The sequence below is a fragment of the Gluconobacter kondonii genome (assembly GCF_002723995.1).
Taxonomy (GTDB): Bacteria; Pseudomonadota; Alphaproteobacteria; order Acetobacterales; family Acetobacteraceae; genus Gluconobacter; species Gluconobacter kondonii.
This window is the reverse complement of record NZ_BEWP01000003.1, coordinates 203,710-222,357: the sequence shown is the minus strand read 5'-3', so window position 1 is coordinate 222,357 and position 18,648 is coordinate 203,710. Positions and strand designations below refer to the sequence as shown.

Here is an 18,648-nt window from a genome sequence, read left to right as displayed (position 1 = left end):
AGCGGAAGGAACGGGCATACTCAGAGAACGCCGAGAAAGGCTTTCTTCTTACGGACCGTCGGGGTGGCGCCGGTTGCGGGGTTGCGGCCCAGAGCAGAGTTCTCGCGGATGCGACGGTTTTCGCCGTCACCATCGACGACGGACCCGGCATTGCCGCCTTTCCAGAACATCAGATTGTCCACAAAACCGGCATCGGCCGCGCCGAGTTCGGCGTTGTTGGGCGCATTGGCAGACTTGTCCACCTGTCCGACCAGTGCGGTCTGGCCGGTGCTGCCTTTACCGGAGTCCGGGTGCAGGGCCGTGTCAGGCGAGAGCGTTTCGAGCGCCTGCATGCGCGGGCTTTCGTCCGGGCGATGGGCATCCGCCGCACCGGGGAGCTGCATCTGCTCGGAAGGCGGCATGGAGAGCGGGGCGCGGGTTGTGACGGTGTACTCGTCGGGCATGGCCCGTTCGAGGCCGATCGCGCGGGAGACATCGGCGCCCGAGCAGCCCGAAAGCAGCAGGCCGACGGAAGCCATGGCACCCATCTGGACACTGAGACGGGCAACGAAAAGACGGTTACGACGCATGGAGGGCCCCTGGGACGCGATCATGATTGGAACACTCCTACAGTCCGCGCGGCGCGGGAGCAAGGCCGGAGCGGAGCGTGGAAACAAGTTCCGCCAGCGTATCACTTCGCGTTCGATGCTCTGGCGGCCTGACGTTCGGCAAGAAGGGAGTCGATCAGCCAGACAATGACGCCACAGACGATCCCGGAATCCGCAACGTTGAAGACATACCAAGACCAGCCGAACGCATGGGCATGCAGGAAATCCACGACCGCGCCATAGCGCAGGCGGTCGATGACATTGCCGATGGCGCCCCCGGCGATCGCACCACAGGACGCCGCCACCAGCGTGCGCTTCGTCCGCGTCAGGGTCCAGACCAGAAGCCCTACCGCCATCAGCGAGACCGCGCAGAAAATCCACGGCCCCCGGCTGCCGAGGCCGCCGAACATGCCGAAGGTCACGGCGTGGTTCCAGACCATCGTGAAGTTCAGGAACGGCAGGATCTCGACCGAGCCACGATCCGGCAGGTGATAGACATACAGGATCCAGTCCTTGCTGGCCTGATCCAGAACGAGAACCAGAACCAGCAGGGCGAAGCCCAGAACCATCCGCCCCGTGCGGCTCATGCCGTCATGCCACAGGGACATTAGGCGCTTACCACATCGATGCAGCGGCGGCATAGCGCGGGATGTTCGGCGTCTTCCCCGACTTCCGGCAAGACTTTCCAGCAGCGGGCGCATTTATGGCCCGGCGCACGCTCGACCTGCGGGCCGCCATGGGCCGTGTCGCCCGGCAGCAGCTCGGTTTCGGCATGGGACGTGATGAGAAGTTCGGCCCAGTCGAGCCCCCCCAGAATTCCGGCTTCTTCCTGCGACAGCGGCAGCGTGACGCTGGCTTCGAGCGAGGAGCCGATCGTGCCGTCACGGCGGGCCGTTTCCAGCTCGGTCGTAACAAGGCGGCGATAGGCGCGGATGTCTTCCCAGCGGTTGCCGAGTTCCGGGTCGTTCCATTCAACCTCCGGCTCGAAGAACTGCGCGAGATGCACGCTGTCTTCCTCGCCGAAGCGAGCCTGCCAGGCTTCTTCTGCCGTGAAGACGAGAACAGGGGCCAGCCAGGTGCAGAGCGCACGGTGCAGGACGTCCAGAACCGTGCGGGCCGCCCGGCGCGTTGGATCGGATGTGGCGTCGCAATAGATCGCGTCCTTACGAATGTCGAAATAGAACGCCGAGAGGTCGGTGGTGCAGAACCCGTGCAGCGCCGGATAGACGCCAACCCACTGATGCGTTTCGACCGCGCTGGAGATCAGGCCGCGCAGTTCGGACAGGCGGTGCAGGATATACTGCTCCAGCGGCGGCAGATCGGCGTAAGAAACAGCCTCTTCAGGCGTGAAGCCATCGAGCGCACCAAGGAGCCAGCGCAGCGTGTTGCGCAGACGGCGGTAAAGCTCGCCCTGCTGCTTGAGGATTTCCTGCCCGATACGAAGGTCTTCATTCGTGTCGGAGTTCAGGACCCACAGACGCAGGATGTCCGCACCCAGACTGTCGGTCACGTCAGACGGGGCCACGACATTGCCCAGCGACTTGGACATCTTGCGGCCCTGCTCGTCCATGACAAAGCCGTTGGTCACGAGGGCCTTGTAGGGCGCGACGCCCATCGTGCCGACGCTTTCCAGCAGGGAGGACTGGAACCATCCGCGATGCTGATCCGAGCCTTCAAGATAGACATCGGCGGGGAAGTTCAGCCCCTCCTGCCCCAGATCGAAGCGATGGGACGAGCCGCTTTCGAACCAGACATCCACGATGTCGAAGACCTGTTCGTAATCGGCGGGATTGCGGTCAGCGCCGAGGAACACGGCCGGGTCGGCTTCATACCAGACATCGGCCCCCTTCTCACGAAAGGCATCGACGATGCGCTGCATGACGGCGGCATCGCGCAGGACCTCGCCGGTGCGCTTCTCAACGAAGACTGCGATCGGCACGCCCCAGGCACGCTGGCGAGAGATGCACCAGTCCGGACGCTGTTCGATCATCGACGTGAGACGACGGCGGGCCGCTTCGGGGACGAAGGTAACGTTGTCCAGCGCGCTGAGGGATTTTTCGCGCAGCTTCGTCTCGCCATCCATCGCGATGAACCATTGCGGCGTGGCGCGGAAAATGATCGGGGCTCTGGAGCGCCAGGAATGCGGGTAGGAATGGCGGACCGAGCCGCGGGCCATAAGACCGGTGGCGGGTGCGTCGTCATGTTCGGCGGACTGGCGGGCTTCCGTCAGCAGGTCGCAGACCGGATCGGCGGCCTTGAAGACGTGAATGCCGGCCAGATGCGGAACCCACGGCGCGTAACGACCGTCGTCTTCCACCAGTTCGGGGACTTCGATGCCGTACTGGCGGCAGAGTGCAAAGTCGTCCTGACCGTGCGACGGCGCCATGTGGACGAGGCCCGTACCGGCATCGGTCGTGACGAACTCGCCCGGCAGCATCGGCACGTCATATTCATACCCACGGCCACGCAGCGGATGGGCGCAGACCGCGCCTTCGAGGGCGGTGCCCGGAAGGGTGTAGAGCGTGTGATGGGCTGTGATGCCCGCTTCCGTACAGAAAGACTCAACACGGTCTTCGGCCACCAGCAGCTTTGCGCCCTGCGGAACGATACTATTTTCGTTTGTCTCGTCGATCCGCAGGACGACATAGGTGATGTCCGGGCCATAGGCGAGCGCGCGGTTGGCCGGGATGGTCCAGGGCGTGGTCGTCCAGATGACAGCGGACACGCCTGCGAGGGCATGGGCGGGGGTCGGGTCTTTGATAACCGGGAAGGCCACGAAAATCGTGGTGGAGTCGACGTCGTGATATTCGATTTCGGCTTCGGCCAGGGCAGTTTTCTCGACCGGGCTCCACATGACAGGGCGCAGACCGCGATAGAGGCTGCCATTGAGCAGAAACTTGCCGATCTCGTTGACGATCTTGGCTTCGGAGCTGAAGTCCATCGTCACGTAGCGGTTGGCCCATTCGGCCTGTACGCCGATGCGTTTGAAGTCTTCAGCCTGTTTCTGGACCCATTCGGCAGCGTACTGGCGACACTCGGCACGGAACTGGAGCAGAGGCACCTGATCCTTGTCCTTGCCAGCCTTGCGGTACTGTTCCTCGATCCGCCATTCGATCGGCAGGCCATGACAGTCCCAGCCCGGAAGATAGCGGACCTCGTAGCCCGACATGCGATGGGCGCGGTTGACCACGTCCTTCATCACCTTGTTCAGGGCATGTCCGATATGAATGTGACCGTTGGCGTAAGGAGGGCCGTCGTGAAGCGTGAAAACGGGACGTCCCTTCCCGGCTTCGCGGATCCTGTCGTCCAGACCCATCGCGGCCCAGCGGGCGAGCGTCTCGGGCTCGCGCTTGGGCAGGCCGCCGCGCATCGGAAAGCCGGTGCGGGGCAGGAACACAGTGTCGCGGTAGCGGTCCTGCTGTTCCTTGAATGCGGCGACGGAAGGATCGGGAGTCTTATCGGACATGGGGGACGGGCCAGTTTCGGTCATTCACACTAAGGGGGACCATATGGAGATCGGGAGCCAATCCGGTCAAGTCCAGGGTTGAGGACGGCAGCAATGCAAGGGCGCCTCAAAGCGGGTTGCCGGGACAGCGGGACTGGCGGATGATGCGAGATATGGCGCTTTTTTCAGAAGGCAGATCCGTGCGGTCACATCGTCTTTTCCAGTCTGTTGCAGGGCTTATGCTGGTTTTCTGCGCGGGAGCCTTCGCGCAGGCGCCCCGCTGTCCGGCGGCGGCAAGCGTGCCGGACAAGGCCCGGATGGGGCAGATGTTCAGGACGGCTCCGGACCGGGGCTTTTTGTGGAAAGTGACGAAGGACGGGCATTCGTCCTGGCTGTACGGGACGCTGCATGTCGCAAAGCAGGACTGGCTGATGCCCGGTCCGCTGACGCGGGCTGCGATCTTGCACAGTAACGAAGTGGCGCTGGAGCTTGATCTTAACGCCCCCGAGACTGCGACCAGCCTGCGCCAACCCGAAGATGCGGCGCGCTGGGCACATCTCGTGCAGTCTGGACGCAAGGCGAAGGTGGATGCGCTCATGGATCAGCAATGTGTGCCGAGTGCGGCGTTCGCGCATGTGGCTGTGGGCGTCGAAGCAGCGGGCGTCGAGGCGCTTTCAGCGCGCGGGGATGGATATTATCCGGATTATGCTGTGGATGCCGTGCTTCAGGGCATGGCGGGCAGTCTGAAAAAACCGCTGATCGGGCTGGAGACGGTGCAGATGCAGCGTGACCTGCTGATCGGGCCGGAGCAGGCGGATGAGGATGCGTTCATCGACGACATCGTCAAGGGCGTGTCATCGGGCAAGACACAGGCCGAAAACCGGCGACTTGCGGAAATGTGGGCGTCCAGTGACGTGAAGCGGCTGGATGCGTACCGGGACTGGTGTGACTGTCTGAACACTGCGCAGGAACGGCGCTTCATGTCGCGCCTTCTGGACGATCGGAATGTCGGCATGGCTGCAAAAATTGCCAAGATCCATGAAAACGGAACCTCGCTGTTCGTGGCGGTGGGCTCTCTTCATATGGCAGGGCCGAAAGGACTGCCCGCTCTTCTGCGGGAGGACGGGTTCACGGTCCAGCAGATCGTGCCGGCACTCTGATGAAGCGGATCGTTCGGAAATTTCTGGGGCGCAAATCCCGTCCCCGTCGTCCTGAGGCCCCTGCCCTGCCGCCGGAGATCGAGGAGATCCGGCAGGGGGCGCTGAAAGGTCAGCACCTTCAGATCGTGCAGTGGGGGCAGGTGCTGCTGGACAGCGTGCATGTTCCGCGCGATCCGACTGGTGCGCTGGAGTGGTTTACAATCGCAGCCAGTGCCGGGTTCGGGCCGGGGCACAACATGCGCGGCCGGTGTTTCCAGTTCGGCTGGGGCTGCGAGAAGGATCTGCAACAGGCGGCGCAATGTTACGCCGCCGCTGCTGCTGCGGGCGACGAATGGGGCCGGTATAATCTGGGCATCCTCACCATGCGCGGGATCGGCATGGAGGCGGATCTGGCGCGGGCGCTCGATCTGTTCCGCACGGCCGCCGGTCACGGTCATGCGAAGTCCATGAACCTCTATGCGCGGTTTCTGGAAGAGGGCTGGGTTGTGCCGCAGGACCGGGCAGCGGCGCTGGGCTGGTACCGGAAGTCAGCCGAGGGCGGCGATTACCGGGGGCAGCATAATTATGCGACGGCGCTCGTGGATGCCGGGAAGGTCGAAGAGGCGCTGGGCTGGTGGCGTCAGGCTGTTGTGGATGCGACGTCCGACATCCTGCTGGCGATGGACCAGAAGCTCACGGCGCTGGGGCCGCAAGGCGATGCGGACCTGCTGGAGCGGGTCCGCGAGCGCCTGAGGGAGATGGGAATTTCTCCTTCAGGCGAAGCCGTTTCGGCTCAGTAATTCGCCGAAAGATTGAAGAGGAAAGAGCGGCCGACGGACGGGGTGGCGCGGTCGCTGAACAGGTTGCTGTAGTTCAGGCGGTTATCGAGGTTGTAGCCGTTCATGGCCACGCGCCAATGCTTGCCGAAATTGTGCGAGACGACGGCATCCCACTCCATGGTCGCAGGCACACGGCCCGTATTGGCGGCGTTCAGATAGACGCCATCGCGCCATGTCAGGCCACCGCCGAACGTGACGTTCCACGGGCGATTGGGCGCGATCGTATAGGTGGACCAGATCGTGGCCGAGTTTTTCGGGGCATACTGAATGCGCTTGCCGAGATCGGCCGCCGTCTGGGACCAGACGGTCGTGGCGTCGTAATAAGCGTAGGTGCCGATCATCGTCCAGTTCTTCAGGATCTCACCCGAAACGCTGAGTTCGACGCCCTGGTTCCGCTGACGGTCACTGGAAGACGACACATCTCCGGTCGAAGGATCGGTCATGAGGGCATTGCCCTTCTCCAGACGGAACACGGAGGCCGTAAAGCCCATCCGACCGTGGAAGGCGTTATACTTCGCGCCCAGTTCGTAAAGACTGCTGCGCTCGGGGCTGAAACCCTGCGTGGATGATTTCAGGGGTTCGGAGCTGTTCGTCACATACAGGCCGAGCGGCGTGGTGGACTGCGCCCAGTTGAAATAGACCATGGCATTGCTGGTCGGCGTATACATCAGGCTGACGGTCGGATTGAACGTGTCCTGCGTCTGTCCGTAAGACACGCCGGCACCGGCCGTGCCCCCATTAGCGGAATAATGACTGTCCCAGTGATCCCAACGAAAGCCGCCACGGATCGAGAACCAGGGTACCAGCCACATCTGTTCAGAGAAGAACGCACCAACATCGGTGGCATCGCCCGTCTTGTACATGGCATGACCAACACCGGATATGTTTACGAGATTACCACTATACTGGCCAAGCGTCCCGAGCAGAAGACCGGGCTGGGTGGCGGATGGGTGCAGCAGGCTCGTCGTGTCTGCTTTCGTGCCGTTCTGGCCGTTAAAATTATAGGCATAGTTCGTGCGACGATCATAAACGTGCGAGATATCGACACCGGCGATCATCTGGTGACGAATGCTGCCAGTCGAGAATTTCGCAATGCCCGAGAACACGTCCTGCACGGACCAGTCGTTCTGCTGATAGGGCTCCGGACCGCCAAGATGACCACGACGATTGATGGTCGCCGCTTCAGGATCAGTGAAATAATTAGCGGCGCAGGTCGTATCACAGCCTGGCTGTGACGCGGAGAAGTACCGACTGTACATGCCACCGCGAGCATCGTTGTAGAACGTGATGTTCTTGTTCAGGTCGAATTTCAGGCGTGCCGTCAGCATGTCCACATTCGATGCATCCTGATCATACGTTGTGCCGTACCAGTTATTGCGGTTCAGACCATACTCCGTGAGTGGCTTCGCAATGCTTGTCCCCGGCTTGGTGACGACCGGCACACCATAATCCGGCACACGGTTATCCGTCTGGTGGAAATATTCCAGCGTGAAGGTCGTGCGTTTGCCCAGACCGAAAGCGATGGACGGGGCAATCCCCCAGCGATGGGAGAAAACATTATCCCGGCCGACGGTATTGTTCTCATTGCCCATGCCGGTGATGCGGATGGCCGTGGAATCCCCGATCTGCTTGTTGAAATCGAGCGTGCCCCGGTAGTAGTCCGCCGAGCCTCCCGAGAAGCTGCCGCCATAGCTGTCGCCGAGATGGGCGACCTTGGTAGTGATGTTAATGGCGCCGCCCGTGGTGCCATTACCGAAGACCTCGGAAGACGGCCCCTTGATGACCGAGACATGATCGTAATCGAAGCTGTCGCGGGTATAGACGCCGAAATCGCGCAGGCCGTTTTCGTAGATGTCGTTCTGGGCCTGAAAGCCGCGGATGAGGAACTGGTCGCCCGCCATGCCGCCCTCGCCCTCACCGACGGAGGCTGTGATGCCCGGCACGTTGCGCAGGGCTTCGTCGAGGGATTTGACGTTCTGCTGCTGCATCAGAAGCTGGGGGACGATGTTGATCGTCTGCGGGGTGTGCAGCGCGTCTTCCGGCATCCGGCTCAGACCCATGGTCTCGTGCAGGATGTTCATGGGCGAGCCCAGAACCTGAAGATGTTCGTCCTCACCGGGGGCGGCGCTGATGCTGTTATCCGCCGTTTTCGGAGCGGGTGTTACGCTCTTCGGGACTGCTGGCTTGGCGGCCTGCGGCGGGAGTACGGTATTTTTGGAAACGGGCTGACGGCGGCCCTTGTGATGATGCCGGGCATCAGTCTGCTGGGCATGGGCTGCGCTACAGACAAGCGTCAGACCAGCGGCCAGAGAGAGCGGGCCCAGAGGAGGGCGAGGTAGTCTGGACGACATCGGATCACAATCCTGCAAACGAAAACTGGTGCTGCCCTTAAAGATTTATTGAGAATTATTCTCAATACAGATTTTGTAAAAATGAGAAGGATTCTCATTCTCTCTTTAGAGAAGTGGCCAAAATGACACACAATGTCATACAGCATAAAAAAAGCCCTTCTCCGAAAACGAAGAAGGGCCGTGATCCAGCAAAGCTCAGGTGATTGAGGAGAAGACTCAGTGGGCCAGAATAGCGCGGGCCTGCGCGGCATCAGCGGCAATCTGGGCTTTGAGTTCGTCGAGACCGGAGAACCGCTTTTCCTCACGCAGCAGCGCGATCAGGGCAACGCTGAGGGTCTGGTCGTACAGATCTTCGTTGAAGTCGAAGAGATGGACTTCAAGACGGCTTTCCCGACCGTCATTGATCGTGGGACGACGGCCGATATTAGCGACACCAGGAACGATACGGCCATCGGGCAGTGTAACGCGAACGGTATAGACACCGCGCGCGGGTTCGAGATGTTGAGTCAGGGGAATATTGGCCGTTGGAAAGCCGAGAAGACGCCCGCGCTGGTCTCCGTGCATGACGGGACCGGTGATGCTCCACGGACGACCGAGTTCCTCGGCGGCGCGCTCGGGATAACCTTCCTGCAACAGGCGACGGATGCGGCTGGAGGAGATCGGGCCGCCCTCATCGACAAGCTGCGGCACGATGGTCAGGCCGATTCCGTGTGGCGCGAGAAGCGCCTCAAGACGGTCGATATTGCCGTGACGACGGTGGCCGAAGGCGAAATCCGCGCCACAGGCGACATGCGCCACCCTCAGGCCGCTCACGAGAACATCATTCACGAACTGCTCGTCGCTCAGACGGGAGAATTCCGCATCGAATGGGATCTGAAAGACATGTTCAACGCCCTGCCCGCCGAGGGCTGCGGCGCGAACATCCGGCAGCATCAGGCGGAACGGCGGGTCCTGCGGGCGGAACAGCGTGCGGGGATGCGGGTCGAACGTAACGACTGACAGCGGATGATCGGGACGAGCCATCCGCAATGTATCGAGCAGGTGGACATGACCGCGATGCACGCCGTCGAAATTGCCAAGCGCTGCCACCGTATTACGAGCGGAGGCAGGGATATGGCGCCAGTCCGTGTGCAGGATCATGCGACGGGCAGACCGAACTGACTGGAAACGGCGTTCAGGTCGGGAGCCTGCGCGACACCCGGATGCGGAATGGTGCCGTCCTGTTCCCGAACGAGTTGGCAGACGCTCATGGCCGCCGTCCGGGCGGCATCCAGTTCAGCGCCGATATCGGACAGGAACAAGATTTCGTCTGCGGGCAGGCCGACGGCGGCGGTGATCTTTTCGTAGGATTCGGCGTCTTTTTTTCCACCGGTCGAAAGATCGAAGAAGTCTTCGAACAGGGGCGTCAGATCGCCTTGTGCCGTATGGCCGTAGAGCAGTTTCTGCGACGGGATGGAGCCGGATGAGTAGACGGCCAAACGCAGGCCGCCTTTCGACCATGCCTTCAGGGCGGGCGGGACGTCCGGGTACAGATCGGCCTGAAGGGTGCCGTCCTCGAATCCCTGACGCCAGGTCAGGCCCTGAAGCGTCTTGAGGGGGGCTGCCTTCACATCCGCTTTCATCCAGTCCTGACAGACTTTCAGCGGGTCCTGTCCTGGATATTCCACAACGATATCCGCCCGCGCCGCCACGACCGTCGGGTTCGTGTGGTCCTGCAGCAGGGCCGGCAGGGCTTTTGCGGCATAGGGGAACATGACGTCCCGCACGAAAGAGATCGGCAGGGTTGTGCCCTCGATATCAAGCAGGACGAGACGGATCATGGGAGACTTTCAGGGAACTTCAGCGGGGAAGCGGTTGGCGATGTCATCGCCGGTATATTGCGCGATCCAGCCGGTCGTGTCGGTGAAGACGCGCAGGGCCACCACGTCTGGATTCGGCCCGGCGTCAAACCAGTGCGGGATGCCTGCCGGAACGGAGATCAGGTCCCCTTGGGTGCACAGGACGGAATAGACGCGCCCGCGGATATGCAGGACGAACGCGCCCTGCCCGTGCACGAAGAAGCGAACTTCGTCTTCGCTGTGGGTGTGTTCGGAGAGGAATTTTTTCCGGAGTTCCGGAAGGTTTGGCGTGGAGGCGTTGATCCGCACCACGTCCGCACTGCCTGCGCCCGTCTCGCCCATCAGCGTGTCGAGATAGGGGCGATAAGCCTCCAGAACCTCTTCCGCCGGAGCGTCAGGGGCTGGTGTGACGGGCGCCGACCAGCGGTCGAAGCGGATATTGTGCGGGCGCAGGGTTTCCGCGATTTCGCCGGGCGTGGTGACGTCCAGCAGGATCGTGTCGGGGGCATCGTCGCGATAGACGGTCAGGCGGCTCATGGTCAGGCTTTCTTCTGCAGACGGGCGAGTTCGCAAGCCAGCAGGAACTCCAGCCCTTCAAGGCGGGCCAGAGCCGTGAACATGTCCTTGCCCCAGACATAGACGCCGTGGCCACGGATCAGATAGCCAAGGCGCATGTCCCCAAGCTTTGGCGCAACAACCGTGGCCAGCCGGGCGATGTCCTGATCGTTGTGAAATAGGGGCAGCTCAAGACTTGTGTCGTGGGTCGTCTGGCCCTCGAAGACCTTCAGGACTTCGTAGCCTGCCAGCGTGATCGCGTCGGACGGTTCATCCATCGAGAGGATGGTCGCGGCGACGGAATGGCCATGCAGGACGGCCCCGATCGCAGGGTCATGGGCGTAAAGCTGCGTGTGCAGCAGCGTTTCCGCACTCGCACGATTGGCGGGATCGACCGGCACGCCGTCCGGCGTGATCTCAATGACGTCGCTGCCCGTCAGGAAGCCTTTGTGGCCGCCGGAGCGCGTAATGGCGATCCGACCATCCGGCAGACGGCATGACAGATTTCCCGCTGTGGCCGGAACCCAGCCGCGCTGGTCCATCCGCTGGCCAGCCTGCACGATCTGGCGGCTGGCGTTGCCCCAGTCTACATCAACCTTGAGGTTCTGCATCAGACCTGATTGCGGTGCGTATCGCTGTTGGTCGTCTGGCTGTAGCCGGGGTTCTGGTTCGGCGGCGAAATATGACCCGGAGCCTGTGGAGCATCCGTCGCGGTCATGGATTCATCGTCTGCCATGTTCTTCTTGAAGGACTTGATACCCTTCGCAAAGTCTCCCATCAGGCCGCTGATCTTGCCACCGCCGCCAAACACGACGAGCAGGACGACCGCCAGGATCAGCCAGTGAACGGGGCTCATGCTACCCATAGTGTGTTACTCCGAAAAGCGAGGGCATCCACCCGAGGCCTCATCATGTGGCAAGGCTTGAACGATTGTGCAAGCATTCCTCTCAGGAAGCGTCGTCACTGTCATGCGATGAAATGAAGCCGTAGGTCGGGTAAGCGCGCTTTCCCAGACCATGAACCGGCGCCCACCAGACCCGCACCAGCGTCCAGTCATTACTGGCCGACACATCCGTCACGGGCACGGCATGATCGATGCGGCCCGGTTCCCAGTTGGCGTGATCGACGAGGATCGTGCGGTCTGAAACCTGTCGGCGCACGATGGAAACATGGCCGCTGGGAACCCGGGACGTGGCGCGGAAAACCAGCACTTCTCCGGGGCGGGGCGTATGGGTATGGGCATAGCGCCCGCTGGACTGCCCCCACCATGAAGCCGCGCTTCCGCTCAGTTTCAGGCCGGTGCGTTCACGGGCATAGGGCGCGCATTGCAACGGGCCGTTGAAGCTGGCGCGGCTGTATTCGTAGCGGTTGCCACAGGCCGCGAGCATCACGAGAAGACCGAGCGGCAGGAAGCGGGATGTCATGCTCACAGACTCCGAAAAGCGATGATGCGGTCTTCCGCCTCTTCGGGGTCCATGTCGAGCACGCTCTGCGCGACATCGCGGGAGAAGCCGTTCCGGGCAAAGATTCCAAGGGTCTTGAGAGAATCGTCGTCTTCGCGATCGGGTCGCTGGAACGGGCCGAGACGACGCTTGCGGGCCAGAACGAGGGCGGCAGCGAGTTCGGCTTCCCGTGCACTGCTGTCCGAGCGTTCGCCCAGCGAGTCGTTGAGGGCGTCGCGGACCGTCTCCTGATCGACACCCTTGTTGGCGAGATGCGCTTCCACCGCACGGCGGGAGCGACCGGTGCGGGTCAGACTGGTGGCACGGCTGCGGGCAAACCCTGCGTCATCCACGGCGCCCAGATCGGTCATGGACGCGACGATTCCGTCGATGGCAGGGCGCAGGGCGGCAATGGCAGCTTCAATATCTTCGTTCGGCAGACCGGCATGCGACGCACGCACGCCCCAGCGGCGCAGACGACGGTCCAGCATCTGACGCAGGCCCTGTTCGGTCGTGGCGAAGCGGGCGAGATGCGCCAGCGCGGCCTCACGCAGAGACGCGGCATCCGGAACGGGGGGCGGGGCGGGATTGTCCTCCATGATGGGACAATTATGCCGGGTGAAAGGCATTTACGGCAAGTCGGTCTGGAGCCATCATTCCCTCCATGAGCGATTCACTTTTTGCCCGTCTTGAAGCGGCCGTCTCCGCCCTCCCTGCCCGCTTTCCCGGCCCCGGCGGGGCTGTGGCCGTTCTGAAGGACGGCGAGGTTCTGATCCGGCATGGCTGGGGCTATGCGAATGTAGAGCGCCGCATTCCGTTCACGCCCTCCACGTTATTTCGCATGTGCTCCATCACCAAGCAGTTCACCTGTGGGACGCTGCTGGATCTGTATGACGATCCGTCCGAGCTGGACGCGGATGTGGATGCGCGCCTGCCACAACTCGACGAGCCTTCGCCGGGAATGCTGCATCTAGCGCACAACCAGTCGGGGCTTAGGGATTACTGGGCCGTAGCAATGCTGCATGGCGCGCCCATCGAAGGGAATTTCGGAGACCGCGAGGCACGGCGCGTCATTGAAGGAACCCGGACGCTCCAGTTCCAGCCCGGCACGTCCTATTCCTATGTGAACCAGAATTTCCGGCTGATGTCCGACATTCTTCAGGACCGGACGGAGCGCAGCTTCGCCGAGCTGCTCCAGACATCGATTTTCAATCCGGTTGGCATGGAACGCGCCATTCTGGCCGCTGATACGCGCGCCATGCCGGATGGAACAGTCGGCTATGAAGGCACCGTGGAGAGCGGCTTCCGTCCAGCGGTCAACAATGTCATCTGGACGGGGGATGCCGGACTTGGGGCGTCTCTGGACGACATGATCGCCTGGGAGCGGTTTATTGATGCCACACGCGATGCGCCGGACAGTCTGTACCGGCGTCTGACCGCGCCTGTGGCGTTCAGCGACGGTCAGGCCGCGCCTTATGGATTCGGCCTGCAACGCAGCACGATGTTCGGACGGGACGTCACGATGCATGGTGGCGCTCTGCGGGGCTGGCGCTCCCATCGGCTGCATGTCGCGTCCGAGCGCCTGTCGGTCGTGGTGATGTTCAATCACATGAGCGCTGCACAGGTTGCAGTGGCGCAGATTCTAGCCGCGGCGCTTGGTGTGCCATACGAGCCGGACCGCAGCACACAGCCTCCGACCGCGCTGTATGGGACCTATCTGGAGCGGGAAACGGGGCTATCGGCCCGAATCGAACCCGCACCCGGTGGAGCAACACTGCGCTATCTGATGGTGCCGGAGCTTCTGGAAGGGGTTTCGGCAGCGCGGGCCGAAGCTGGATCGGTTGTGGTGAAGGCACAGGAGACTACGGAAGGGCCGGAAGTCGTGGTGGAGCGTCCGGGCGAAAACCGGACGAGCATCCTTACCCGCTGCGACGAAACGCCCGGCGAGGATATTGCTGAACTGGCTGGCGTCTATCGCTGCGAGGAGCTGGACGAAGCCGAAGTCACCATCACACTGGCGGGTGGCGTGGTTTATGGCGGTTTCTCGGGAATTCTGGGCGATGGACGAATGGAAATGCTCCAGCGTCTGGCAAAGGATGTGTGGGTTCTGCCCTGCCCGCGCGCACTCGATCATACGGCTCCCGGAGACTGGACACTGGCGTTCGAACGACAGAGCGGGAGCGTGACGGCGGTACGGGTCGGGTGCTGGCTGGCGCGGGATCTGTTGTATCAGCGGGTCTGATCTGCCGGGTTAACCGCGACATTCCAGCACGCCGGGGTTTGACGGAACCCCGTTCTGCCCTTCACTATGCGCTGGCGGAATTTGAAGCCCTGCTCCGGGCAACCGGAGCAGGGTTTTGCGATTCCGCATGAACCGTTTCGTTTTCAACCAGATATTCAGAGATCCATCATGATCCCCGCGCTGATGCCGAACTACAAACGTGCCGACCTCGCTTTCGAGCAGGGCGAAGGCGTCTGGCTGACGGCGACGAACGGACGACGATATCTGGATTTCGGGGCCGGAATTGCCGTGACCTCGCTGGGACATGCCCATCCGAAACTGGTGAAGACCATTGCGGAACAGGCCGCGAAGGTCATGCATGTCTCGAACCTGTACCGGGTTCCGCAGGCCGAAAAACTGGCAGAACTTCTGGTGCAGAACACGTTCGCGGATTCCGTGCTGTTCTGCAATTCGGGCGCCGAGGCCAATGAAGGCATGGTCAAGATGATCCGCCGCGCCCAGTTCGAGAACGGGCACCCGGAACGGACCAGCATCCTGTGCTTCGACGGGGCCTTCCATGGCCGGACGCTCGCCATGATCTCCGCGACGGGCAACCCCGCTTATCAGAAAGGCTTTGGCCCTGTGGTGGAGGGGTTCGACCATGCACCGTTCAACAACACCAACACACTGCGTGAGGCCATTACGTCGCACACGGCAGGCATTATCGTCGAGCCCGTTCAGGGTGAGAGCGGCATCAAGCCTGCGACCCGCGAGTTCATGGAAGGGCTGCGCGCCGTCTGTGATGAATACGGGCTGTATCTGGGCTTTGATGAAGTCCAGACCGGCGTCGGGCGCACGGGTAAGCTGTTCGCGCATGAATGGTATGGCATTCGTCCGGACGTGATTTCCGTGGCCAAGGGCATTGGCGGCGGTTTCCCGCTCGGTGCCGTTCTTGCGACGGAAGAACTGGCGCGACACCTGACACCGGGCTCCCACGGGACGACCTTTGGCGGCAATCCGCTGGCCTGTGCGGCCGGTGTGACCGTTCTGGAAGAAATCCTGAGCCCCGGTTTTCTGGAGCATGTCCGCACGGTCGGGGAGGCTTTCGGCAAGATGCTGGAAGACGTTGTCAGCCGCTCGGAAGGCGTTTTCGACAATGTCCGCGGTCTTGGATTGATGCGAGGCCTGCACTGTGTGCCGCCTGTGGGCGACGTCATGCAGGCCGTTCTGGATCAGGGACTCCTGACAGTAGGCGCGGGGGACAATGTGCTGCGTCTTGTTCCGCCGCTGATCGTCACGGAAGCCGAATGCCGTGAGGCCTGCGAGCAGCTGGTGAAGGCTGCCCTGTCCCTGAAAGCCTCTGCCACGCAGGAGAAAGCATCGTGAGCGCGACAACAGCCCCCCGGCACTTTCTGGATCTGCGCGATTTCAGCCCCGAAACCATCCGGCAGATCATCGACCTTTCCGCGAAGGTCAAGGCCATGCAGAACGGGCGCCGTCAGCCTCTGCATCCGGATCGCCCGCTGGAAGGCCGTACCCTCGGCCTGATCCTCGCCCAGCCTTCGACGCGCACCCGCGTGTCGTTCGAGGTCGGGATGGGGCAGCTAGGTGGGTCCGTTTCGGTGCTTTCACCGGGCGACATGCAGCTTGGCCGTGGCGAGACGGTGGCCGACACGGCCCGCGTCCTGTCGCGTTTTCTGGACGTGATCGTGCTGCGGACCGGGAATGACGCCAATCTGCGCGAACTCGCGCAGTGGAGCTCGGTTCCGGTCATCAACGGCCTGACGCCTGTTTCCCATCCGATCCAGATTCTGGCAGATGTCCTGACATTCGAGGAACATCGCGGGCCGATCCGCGGCAAGACGCTGGCCTGGATCGGGGACGGCAACAATGTTGCCACGTCTCTGATGGAGGGCGCGGCCCTGCTGGGCTTCAATGTCCGTCTGGCAACACCGGAAGAATTCGCGCCCAATCCGGACGCCGTAGCGTGGGCACGCGCCCATGGTGCGACGATCGAGGTCTTCCGCGATCCGGCGGAAGCCGTCGCGGGCGCGGATGCCGTGCTGACGGATACATGGGTCAGCATGGGCGACAAGGACCGTGAAACCCGCCTCAAGGTGTTCCAACCCTATCAGGTCGATACGGCGTTGATGGCAAAAGCTGCGCCCGATGCCCTGTTCCTGCACTGCCTGCCTGCCCATATCGGGGAAGAAGTGACGCCGGAGGTCTTTGAGGGCCCGGCGTCCGTTGTCTTCGATGAGGCGGAAAACCGCCTGCACACGCAGAAGGGCCTGCTACTCTGGGCCCTTGGGAAAGAAAACAGTTGATGGATACACCACCCTTCCTCGACACAAACCGGCCTGACGTTCCAAACATGGTCGTCTCGGGCGGTGTCACGCCCTTCTATCTGGAACGCTCCCCGGTGCGGGGGCGTCTGGTGCGGCTTGGGCCTCTGGCGGATGCCATCCTGTCACGACACGACAATCCGGATGCCGTCTCGCAGCTTGGGGGAGAGGCGCTGGCCCTCGTGGCGGCCATGGTGTCGGCGCTGAAGTTCAAGGGGGCCTTTTCCCTCCAGATCAAGGGCGACGGTCCAGTTTCGATGCTCGTGGCCGATGCGACGGACAGCGGGGATCTGCGGTTCTTCGCGCGTCTGCGCGAGGATACGGACCGGGAAACGCTGCCTGAGACGGCCAAGGGCCTTCTGGGGGACGGCTATATGGCGTTCACCATCGATCAGGGGCCGGACATGGACCGGCATCAGGGCATCGTGGATCTAACCGGCACGACGCTGGCGGACATGGCCGTGAACTATTTCCAGACCAGCGAGCAGCATGACTGCTGGATCCGGCTGTTCTGTGCGAAATCGGCGGATGGATGGAAGGCTGGAGCGCTTGTTCTGGAGCGGATCGCGGCAGAAGGCGGTATTGAGGCGTCCGAACAGGATGAAGACGCCTGGGAAACCGCCTGTACGCTGGCTGCAACGGTGACGGAGCAGGAAATCCTTGACCCGGACCTGTCCAACAAGCGCCTGATCCAGCGGCTTTTCGGCACGCTAGACGTCCGTGTCGGGACGCCACGCGCGCTGGCTTATGGCTGCCGATGCAACCGGGCAAGGCTGGCGTCCGTTCTGGAGACATTCCCGGAGGACGACCTCGACCATATGGTCGAAAATGGCGCCATCACGATGAACTGTGAATTCTGCAATGTCGGTTTCCGCTTTACGCGCGGGGAACTGGGAGAACGGACTGCATGACTCTGCCCCTGCTTGATGGCGTGAAGCTCGATGGCTTTCCGGTCGAGCAGCTTTATCCCGGCTGGAGTCCGAGCAGTCGGGATGTTGTGGCGGATGATTTCAGCGTTGTGGTCTTCAAGGAAGACGCGACCGGAAAGCAGGCCTGCTGGTGGCTTGAAGGGGACGATTACCGCGCAAGCCATATCCTGACGCTCGATGAATCCGTCCGGAAGCGTCTTCTGGTGGCAATGGACGGAGTATTCTGGCCGCTGGCGACTGGAGTTTTAGGCGCTCCTCTCCCTCCACAGGTTGGGCCTTCCTGCGAAACTTTACCTGAAATCGCCGTCAATGAACTTTCTGGCTCTTGGATTGGAGGGTTTGCGCCGCACACGCTGCTGCTGCCGTCGGGTCATGCCGATAGTGGCGAAGCCTTACCCTGTCCGAACGGGCGCCAGATTGGCGAAAACCGGATCACAGCCTTGCTGGCGGCCCAGCGGGGCCATGGTCCGCTGATCGTCTCGTCCCCCTTCACGGCGCTCCCGCTCCTGGCCCAGATTACCTTTCAGATGGGCTCATCCAGCGTAAGCCGCTTTCAGGACGCCGATACGGTCTTTTACCTGATCTGGAATGAGGCCCTGCCGACGCTGCGCCCGTCTTTTTACTATCCCGATGCTCCGATGCTGATCAGTGACGATCCAGCCGCCGCAATGATTCCGGGGCTGATTCTGGGTTGGTATGCTCGGCACCCCGAACATGCGTCCCTGATCCAGGAAGCCCGCCCGTTCAGAGCAGAAGATTTCGGCGTCGGGCAGGCTTCTGGTTTTCGCCCGAATATTCCAGATGAAGCCTCACAATCATCTGCCGTCACATCGGTGTCCTCTTTCATCCCGGCAGAGCAACCGCCTCCCATTTCCCACCCTCCAGTATCTGGACAGAGACTGAAAAGCCGGATCAAGTCCCTTTTCAGTCGTCGGTAACGTCTTCAGGAGACAGAAT

18 protein-coding genes are annotated in these 18,648 nt (G+C 62.0%); 7 read left to right on the top strand and 11 right to left on the bottom strand.

The genetic code is table 11. From position 1 onward, the window contains the following. Positions 1 to 20 precede the first annotated feature (20 nt). The 3 genes from GKO01_RS05095 to ileS form a co-directional block, all read right to left on the bottom strand. A complete protein-coding gene (locus tag GKO01_RS05095; protein WP_062030712.1) occupies positions 21 to 593 on the bottom strand; it encodes a DUF3035 domain-containing protein in 573 nt (190 codons plus the stop codon). Positions 594 to 670: 77 nt separating this feature from the next. Further along, on the bottom strand, positions 671 to 1,195 hold the full coding sequence (gene lspA, locus GKO01_RS05090; RefSeq protein WP_099286053.1) for a signal peptidase II: 525 nt from the start codon (positions 1,193 to 1,195) through the stop codon (positions 671 to 673). Continuing rightward, a complete protein-coding gene (gene ileS, locus GKO01_RS05085; protein WP_099286052.1) occupies positions 1,195 to 4,053 on the bottom strand; it encodes an isoleucine--tRNA ligase in 2,859 nt (952 codons plus the stop codon). Before ileS ends, lspA begins: the two co-directional genes overlap by 1 nt. Before the next feature lie 179 nt (positions 4,054 to 4,232). On the opposite strand from ileS, the gene GKO01_RS05080 reads away from it, so the two are divergent. Continuing rightward, positions 4,233 to 5,192, top strand: a complete 960-nt coding sequence (locus GKO01_RS05080; RefSeq protein ID WP_244901334.1) for a TraB/GumN family protein — start codon at positions 4,233 to 4,235, stop codon at positions 5,190 to 5,192. Beyond that, positions 5,192 to 5,971, top strand: coding sequence for a tetratricopeptide repeat protein (locus tag GKO01_RS05075; protein WP_099286050.1), 780 nt, complete (start codon positions 5,192 to 5,194; stop codon positions 5,969 to 5,971). The genes GKO01_RS05080 and GKO01_RS05075 overlap by 1 nt, the downstream gene beginning before the upstream one ends. On the opposite strand, the gene GKO01_RS05070 is transcribed toward GKO01_RS05075, so the two are convergent. The 8 genes from GKO01_RS05070 to GKO01_RS05035 all read right to left on the bottom strand — a co-directional run bounded on the left by GKO01_RS05070 (position 5,965) and on the right by GKO01_RS05035 (position 12,795). Beyond that, entirely contained in the window at positions 5,965 to 8,361 is a 2,397-nt protein-coding gene (locus tag GKO01_RS05070; protein WP_099286049.1) for a TonB-dependent receptor, read from the bottom strand. The two genes, GKO01_RS05075 and GKO01_RS05070, sit on opposite strands and share 7 nt — an antisense overlap. Positions 8,362 to 8,577: 216 nt before the next feature. Further along, positions 8,578 to 9,501 carry a bifunctional riboflavin kinase/FAD synthetase gene (locus GKO01_RS05065; RefSeq protein ID WP_099286048.1) on the bottom strand — a complete coding sequence of 308 codons (924 nt, stop codon included), beginning with the start codon at positions 9,499 to 9,501 and terminating at the stop codon, positions 8,578 to 8,580. Further along, positions 9,498 to 10,181 carry an acireductone synthase gene (mtnC, locus tag GKO01_RS05060; protein ID WP_099286047.1) on the bottom strand — a complete coding sequence of 228 codons (684 nt, stop codon included), beginning with the start codon at positions 10,179 to 10,181 and terminating at the stop codon, positions 9,498 to 9,500. Before mtnC ends, GKO01_RS05065 begins: the two co-directional genes overlap by 4 nt. A gap of 9 nt (positions 10,182 to 10,190) precedes the next feature. Continuing rightward, positions 10,191 to 10,736, bottom strand: a complete 546-nt coding sequence (locus tag GKO01_RS05055; protein ID WP_099286046.1) for a 1,2-dihydroxy-3-keto-5-methylthiopentene dioxygenase — start codon at positions 10,734 to 10,736, stop codon at positions 10,191 to 10,193. Between the two features lie 2 nt (positions 10,737 to 10,738). Beyond that, positions 10,739 to 11,365 (bottom strand): methylthioribulose 1-phosphate dehydratase, encoded by a 627-nt coding sequence (locus GKO01_RS05050; protein ID WP_099286045.1) that lies wholly within the window; start codon positions 11,363 to 11,365, stop codon positions 10,739 to 10,741. Continuing rightward, positions 11,365 to 11,619, bottom strand: coding sequence for a twin-arginine translocase TatA/TatE family subunit (locus GKO01_RS05045; RefSeq protein ID WP_099286044.1), 255 nt, complete (start codon positions 11,617 to 11,619; stop codon positions 11,365 to 11,367). Before GKO01_RS05045 ends, GKO01_RS05050 begins: the two co-directional genes overlap by 1 nt. A gap of 82 nt (positions 11,620 to 11,701) precedes the next feature. Beyond that, the gene (locus GKO01_RS05040) at positions 11,702 to 12,178 is read right to left on the bottom strand and encodes a CHAP domain-containing protein (protein ID WP_099286043.1); all 477 of its coding nucleotides are present in this window, start codon (positions 12,176 to 12,178) and stop codon (positions 11,702 to 11,704) included. A gap of 2 nt (positions 12,179 to 12,180) precedes the next feature. Beyond that, positions 12,181 to 12,795, bottom strand: a complete 615-nt coding sequence (locus GKO01_RS05035) for a regulatory protein RecX (RefSeq protein ID WP_099286124.1) — start codon at positions 12,793 to 12,795, stop codon at positions 12,181 to 12,183. A gap of 65 nt (positions 12,796 to 12,860) precedes the next feature. Between GKO01_RS05035 and GKO01_RS05030 the strand changes: the two genes are divergently transcribed. The 5 genes from GKO01_RS05030 (at position 12,861) to GKO01_RS05010 (ending at position 18,629) form a co-directional block, all read left to right on the top strand. After that, positions 12,861 to 14,438, top strand: coding sequence for a D-aminopeptidase (locus tag GKO01_RS05030; protein ID WP_099286042.1), 1,578 nt, complete (start codon positions 12,861 to 12,863; stop codon positions 14,436 to 14,438). Positions 14,439 to 14,606: 168 nt separating this feature from the next. Continuing rightward, positions 14,607 to 15,803, top strand: coding sequence for an aspartate aminotransferase family protein (locus tag GKO01_RS05025; protein WP_167383432.1), 1,197 nt, complete (start codon positions 14,607 to 14,609; stop codon positions 15,801 to 15,803). Next, positions 15,800 to 16,744 carry an ornithine carbamoyltransferase gene (gene argF / locus GKO01_RS05020; protein WP_244901333.1) on the top strand — a complete coding sequence of 315 codons (945 nt, stop codon included), beginning with the start codon at positions 15,800 to 15,802 and terminating at the stop codon, positions 16,742 to 16,744. The genes GKO01_RS05025 and argF overlap by 4 nt, the downstream gene beginning before the upstream one ends. Further along, complete coding sequence (hslO, locus tag GKO01_RS05015; protein WP_174694237.1) at positions 16,744 to 17,673, top strand: Hsp33 family molecular chaperone HslO; 930 nt, start codon at positions 16,744 to 16,746, stop codon at positions 17,671 to 17,673. Before argF ends, hslO begins: the two co-directional genes overlap by 1 nt. Beyond that, positions 17,670 to 18,629 (top strand): hypothetical protein, encoded by a 960-nt coding sequence (locus GKO01_RS05010; protein WP_099286039.1) that lies wholly within the window; start codon positions 17,670 to 17,672, stop codon positions 18,627 to 18,629. The genes hslO and GKO01_RS05010 overlap by 4 nt, the downstream gene beginning before the upstream one ends. Positions 18,630 to 18,648 lie beyond the last annotated feature (19 nt).